6 protein-coding genes are annotated in these 5,593 nt (G+C 68.8%); 2 read left to right on the top strand and 4 right to left on the bottom strand.

The annotated features are described in order from the left end of the window. On the bottom strand, positions 1-540 hold a 540-nt coding region (locus tag G3N99_RS33670), incomplete at its 3' end, for a glycosyltransferase family 2 protein (RefSeq protein WP_206124527.1). A gap of 223 nt (positions 541-763) precedes the next feature. On the opposite strand from G3N99_RS33670, the gene msbA reads away from it, so the two are divergent. Both msbA and G3N99_RS33660 read left to right on the top strand, forming a co-directional pair. Further along, positions 764-2,515 carry a lipid A export permease/ATP-binding protein MsbA gene (gene msbA, locus G3N99_RS33665; protein ID WP_241011992.1) on the top strand — a complete coding sequence of 584 codons (1,752 nt, stop codon included), beginning with the start codon at positions 764-766 and terminating at the stop codon, positions 2,513-2,515. A gap of 106 nt (positions 2,516-2,621) precedes the next feature. Further along, complete coding sequence (locus G3N99_RS33660; RefSeq protein WP_011352768.1) at positions 2,622-3,002, top strand: RcnB family protein; 381 nt, start codon at positions 2,622-2,624, stop codon at positions 3,000-3,002. 64 nt (positions 3,003-3,066) lie between these two features. On the opposite strand, the gene G3N99_RS33655 is transcribed toward G3N99_RS33660, so the two are convergent. The 3 genes from G3N99_RS33655 to G3N99_RS33645 form a co-directional block, all read right to left on the bottom strand. Further along, positions 3,067-3,633, bottom strand: a complete 567-nt coding sequence (locus tag G3N99_RS33655) for an FUSC family protein (RefSeq protein WP_206124528.1) — start codon at positions 3,631-3,633, stop codon at positions 3,067-3,069. Between the two features lie 41 nt (positions 3,634-3,674). Continuing rightward, positions 3,675-4,934 (bottom strand): MFS transporter, encoded by a 1,260-nt coding sequence (locus G3N99_RS33650; RefSeq protein ID WP_174942716.1) that lies wholly within the window; start codon positions 4,932-4,934, stop codon positions 3,675-3,677. Continuing rightward, positions 4,931-5,593 (bottom strand): PRC-barrel domain-containing protein (locus tag G3N99_RS33645; RefSeq protein WP_206124526.1); only part of this gene is annotated, 663 nt, incomplete at its 5' end. The genes G3N99_RS33650 and G3N99_RS33645, both read right to left, overlap by 4 nt.

The raw sequence follows: 5,593 nt of genomic DNA, 5'->3' as shown, positions 1-5,593 counted from the left end.
GTCGAGCTTGCGCACGACCGTCTCGAAATCCTCGTACGAGTAGTGCATCAGCTTGCCGGACAGGCGCTGCGCGGCGCCGTCGAACACGAGGCGCTCGTGCACGAGATCGTCCGAGAAGCGCGCGGCGCCGCGCCGGAACAGGCGCGGGATCCAGTCCGGATACCAGCCGCTGTGGTGGATCCACTGGCCGCAGAAGCTCGACAGCCGGTCGACGGCATAAACTTGTGCGGCCGGCGCGCGGATCGTGTCGCGGATCGACTGCGCGAGCTCCGGGGTGACGACTTCGTCGGTATCGAGGGACAGGATCCAGTCGGTGTCGAGCGTGTCGAGCGCGCGGTTCTTCTGCGGGCCGAAGCCCGGCCAGTCGCGCTCGACGATCACGCGCGCGCCGTGCGCCTGCGCGATCGCGACGGTATCGTCGGTGCTGCCGCCGTCGATGACGACGACGTCGTCGGCGAACGACAGCGCGGCAAGGCACTGCGCAAGCCGCGCGGACGCGTTGAGGGCGATGAGGGCGACGCCGAGGGAGGGTTCAGCCATGAAATCGTCGGAAAGGCGGAGAAAACGGTGAGCGGCAGTATACCCGCGGCCCGGCCGCCGCCCGTATCGGCCGTGACCGTGCCGGCCGGGGCGGTGCGGCTATAATGTTGAGCCCTTTTCGGCACCCGCCCGACAGGGCGACACCCCGGGCGACCACGTCCGGGCGCCGCTTCGCGGCTCAAGAAGGATTGCCTTGGAAACCCAGAACACTCTTCGCAAACCGATGGACGGCACGGGCACCTCGCCCGTCACGGTCCTCAAGCGCCTGTGGCCGTACATCCGGCCGCTGATCGGCATCGTGGTGCTCGCCGTGATGACGATGGGCGTCGTCGCGGCCACCGAGGCCGGGATCCCGGCGCTGCTCAAGCCGCTGCTCGACCACGGCTTCGGCTCACACGGCAGCGACCGCGCGAAATGGTACGTGCCGATGGCCGTGATCGGGCTTGCGCTCGTGCGCGGCGTATCGCAGTACGCGTCGAATTACCTGCTCAACTACGTATCGAACCGCATCCTGCTGCAACTGCGGCTCGAGATGTTCCAGCGGATGCTGCACACGGGCGCGTCGTTCTTCCAGCGCGAGACGGCGAGCACGGTGATCAACGCGATCGTGTTCGAGGTCAACCAGATCCTGTCGGTGCTGACCGGCGTGATGGTCACGCTCGTGCGCGATTCGCTGACGGTGATCTTCCTGCTCGGCTACCTGTTCTACCTGAACTGGCGGCTCACGCTGATCGTCGCGGTGATCCTGCCGGGCATCGGCTGGCTGGTCAGCAAGATCAACCGCCGCCTGCGTCGCCTGAACCGCGAGCACCAGACGCTGACCAACGAGCTGTCGTACATCGTCGAGGAGACGGTTGGCGGCTACAAGGTCGTCAAGGTGCACAACGGTGAAGCGTACGAGATGGACCGCTTCACGCAGATGAGCAAGCGCCTGCGCGGCTACGCGATGCGCATGACGATCTCCGGCGGCCTTGCGCAGCCGCTCACGCAGTTCCTCGCGTCGATCGCGCTCGCGGTCGTGATCACGATCGCGGTCGTGCAGTCGTCGAACGACCAGACGACGGTCGGCGGCTTCGTCGCGTTCGTCACGTCGATGCTGCTGGTGATCTCGCCGCTCAAGCACCTGATCGACGTCAACCAGCCGCTGCAGCGCGGGATGACGGCCGCCGAGCTGATCTTCGGGCTGATCGACGAACCGGCCGAGCCGCAGGGCGGCGGCCGGCCGCTGGCACAGTCGCGTGGCGACATCGAGTTCCGCAACGTGTCGTTCGACTACGGCGCGGCCGAGCGGCCGACGCTCGACCGCATCTCGTTCAAGGTCGCGCCCGGTGAAATGATTGCGCTCGCGGGCCCGTCCGGCAGCGGCAAGACGACGCTCGTGAACCTGCTGCCGCGCTTCTTCGACCCGACCGACGGGGCAATCCTGGTCGACGGCGTGCCGGTTGCCGACTACGACCTCCACGCGCTGCGCGGCCAGATGGCGATGGTCAGCCAGGACGTCGTGCTGTTCAACGACACGATCGCCGCGAACGTCGCGTACGGGCAGACGCCCGACCGCGCGCGCGTGCAGGCCGCGCTCGAGGCCGCGAACCTCGCCGATGCGGTCGCCGCGATGCCCGACGGGCTCGACACGCTCGTCGGCGGCAACGGGATGCGGCTGTCCGGCGGCCAGCGCCAGCGGCTCGCGATCGCACGTGCGATCTACAAGGACGCGCCGATCCTGATCCTCGACGAAGCGACGTCGGCGCTCGACTCGGAATCGGAACGCCACGTGCAGGCCGCGCTCGAACGGCTGATGGAAGGCCGCACGACGCTCGTGATCGCACACCGGCTGTCGACGATCGAGCGCGCGGACCGCATCCTCGTGCTCGAGGCCGGCAAGATCGTCGAAGAGGGCAGCCACGACGAATTGCTGCGCCACGGCGGCCTCTACGCGCACCTGCATCGGATCCAGTACCAGCAGCAGGCAGCGTAACGCACGGTCATGTGCGCGGTCATGTGGCCGCGCGAAACCGTGTGCTAGTCTTCATCGGGTAGTCCGAGTGGTTTCGTTCGACGTGACAACACGGAGGGAAGGCACGATGAAGAAGATGCACGGGATGATGCTGGCCGCGGTGATCGCGGCGGGTTTCGCCGCGCCGGCCGCGATGGCGCAGGATCACGACAACCGCAACGACCAGGGCGACCATGGCATGCAGCACGGCCATGGCCCGAAACGCATGCCACCCGGCCAGATGCGCCACGAGGAAGACGTGCCGCCGCGCTGGGCCGACCAGCCGCGCCGCGAGTGGCACAAGGGCGACCGGCTGCCCCCCGAGTTCCGCGATCGCCAGTACGTGATCGACGACTGGCGCGGCTATCACCTGAGCCCGCCGCCGCGCGGCTATCAATGGGTCGGCGTCGGCGGGGATCACCTGCTGGTGCAGATCGGTTCCGGCATCGTGCTGCGGATCGGCGACTGACCCGGCCGGCTGCCCGGCACGGATCGCGATGCCGCGATGCGCGCCGGGCAGCCGGTTCACCGCATCACTTTGCCGCCGCGTGGCGGAACCAGCGGCGTTCGATTTTCGACATCACCCAGCACACGCCCAGCGCACACACGGTGCCGAGCGTGACCTCGCCGAGCCGCATCAGCGGAATGTCCCACAGCGGGCCGTCGCCCGGAAACAGCAGCACGATCGTCGCGGTTACGCCGCCGAGCCGTGCCGCGCTGCCGACATTCAGGCACCAGCAGCAGACGATCACGACCGCGACGGTAATCGCGTAGGCGACGAGGCGGTCGCCGCCGAGCGCCGCGCCGGCGAAGCCGAGCACGCCGCCGACCATCGCGCCGATGAACTGGTCGCGCGACAGCGACATCGTGTCCGAGTAGTTGTGCTGCGTCACGGAGATCGCGGTGATCGCCGCCCACACGGCCTGCTCGGTGTGCAGCGCGCGGCTGATCACGTACGCGAGACATGCGCCGCACACGGCCTGCAGCGCCATCAGCCCGCCCTGCGCGAGCCGTTCGCTGAATGACAGCCCCTTGAACAGATCGAAGATCGACTGCTGGATCTGCTGGCGGGCTTCGTTGAGTGTCCTGATCGTATCCATCATGCGTTGGCCAAGAAGCGGGTGACGGCGGCGCGCCGGTGTCAGCGCGCCTGTTCGGGTGATGCGGCGGCCGGTTCGTCGGCGGCCGCGTCACCGTTCTCGACGCGCGTTTCGGGCATCACGAGCCAGACCAGCAGCACCGCGAGCGCACCGGCGCCCGCGAGCCCGAAGAAGCTCACGGCGTTGCCGAAGTGATCGGCGACGTAGCCGGCCGCGGCCGTGCTGAGCGTCGCGCCGATCCCGGCCGCGAGCCCGAACAGCCCGATGCACAGGTTGTAGCGGCCCTTGCCGCCCGCGACGTCGGCCGCGATCAGCGGCAGCATCACGCCGAATACGGCCGCGCTGATGCCGTCGAGCATCTGCACCGGCACCAGCAGGTACGGGCTGCTCACGCCCGCGAACAGCAGCGCGCGCACCGGCAGTGCCGAGAACCCGAGCAGCAGGATCGGCCGGCGCCCCCAGCGTTGCGCGGAGCGGCCGACCCACGGCGACAGCATCGCGACGATCGCCTGCGGCACGATGATGCACGCGGCGATCACGAGCTGCACGTTCTCGCCCATCCCGGCCGTGACTTCGCCGGCCGCGAGGTTCAGCATCGCCGCGTTCGACAGGTGGAACAGCACGACGCACGCCGCGAAGATCAGCATCCGGCGGTCGCGCAGCAGCTCGAGGAGCGTTTCGCGTTCGCCGGCTTCGTCGTGGTCGTCGGGCTTCGACGACTGCGGGATCACCTCGTGCGTCGGCTGGATCATCGCGAGTGCGAACAGCGCGGGCAGCGCCAGCACGGCGGTCAACCAGAACACCGCGCGCGCGGAGAAGTATTCGCCGGTGAGCCCCATCAGGCCCGCCGCGACGGCGCTGCCGATCGACGCCCAACGCGCGTTGCGGCCGAGCCGGTCGCCGAGGTCGGCTCGGCCGACGAGCGAGAACGAGATCGCGGCCATCGCCGGCACGAGCATGCAGCTCGCGAAGCCGTGGAACACCTCGGCGGCGATCACCGGCACGATCGTCGGGCTCGACGCGAGCAGCACAGCGGACAGGATGATGGCCGCGATGGCCCACGCGGCCGCGCCTTTCTTGTTCTTCAGCGCATCGACGGCCGCGCCGCCCGGCACCTGGCTGACCATCGCGCTGATCGTGCCGATCGACAGCACCATGCCGATCTCGCCCTGCGTCCACTTGTGCGACGCGAGGTAGGACGCGATGAACGGACCGAACCCTGTTTGAACGTTTGCAACGAAGAAGTTGAGCCAGTCGAGGGACCGGAGACTGCGTGCGCTGACGGAATGCTTGATCGTCATCGGGTCGCACTCGCAGACGAAGCCGGCACCGGTGCCGGGGCAACGGGCGGGAAGACCGCGACGATCGGCTTGTCGGCCGCGTAGGGCGGCGACGCCTTGATCTGTGCGTCGTTCAGGTCGAGCTGCGGATGCAGCGCCTTGTCGCGCGTGACGAAGCGCAGTGCGCCCCAGCTCGCGGCGATTGAACGGCGGTCGGTATTGACGAGGCCGCCGAGGTCGAGCACGACCGCCTGCGGCTGCGATGCGCGGTCGATCAGCACGTCGACGATACGGCCGATTTTCGTGCCGTTCGGGCGCTCGACGTCGCTGTCGAGCATCGGCAGTCGCGTCGCGGGCGAGGCCGCGGCCGAACCGGACAGCGGCACGGCCTTGGGCCGTGCGGCCGGCGGCAGGTCGCCCGACGGCACGTCGAGCACGATCGGCTCCTGTTTGCCGCCCGGCGTGAAGCGGAACACGTTCCACGGGAAGATGACCTTGCGGTCGCCCACGCCCATGAAGCCCTGCAGGTTGACGATCATCTCGCGCGGCTTGCCGCTCGCGTCGGTCACCATGTCGACCGCGCGGCCGATCACCTTGCCGTTGCGGCGCGCGACTTCGCTGTCGAGCAACGCGTGGATCTGGGTGCGGTCGAGCGGGCGCGTCGCGACGATCGGCGGGGG

Origin of the sequence: Burkholderia sp. Ac-20392, assembly GCF_017104585.1 — a bacterium.
Lineage (GTDB): Bacteria > Pseudomonadota > Gammaproteobacteria > Burkholderiales > Burkholderiaceae > Burkholderia > Burkholderia lata.
The sequence above is the reverse complement of the archived record's forward strand: the minus strand, read 5'-3'. Positions and strand labels throughout refer to the sequence as shown.

Excerpts from the sequence above, each read along its gene's own strand:
- msbA (WP_241011992.1), top strand. The coding sequence starts at position 764 with ATGGACGGCACGGGCACCTCGCCCGTCACGGTCCTCAAGCGCCTGTGG.
- G3N99_RS33660 (WP_011352768.1), top strand. The coding sequence starts at position 2,622 with ATGAAGAAGATGCACGGGATGATGCTGGCCGCGGTGATCGCGGCGGGT.
- G3N99_RS33655 (WP_206124528.1), bottom strand. The coding sequence starts at position 3,633 with ATGGATACGATCAGGACACTCAACGAAGCCCGCCAGCAGATCCAGCAG.
- G3N99_RS33650 (WP_174942716.1), bottom strand. The coding sequence starts at position 4,934 with ATGACGATCAAGCATTCCGTCAGCGCACGCAGTCTCCGGTCCCTCGAC.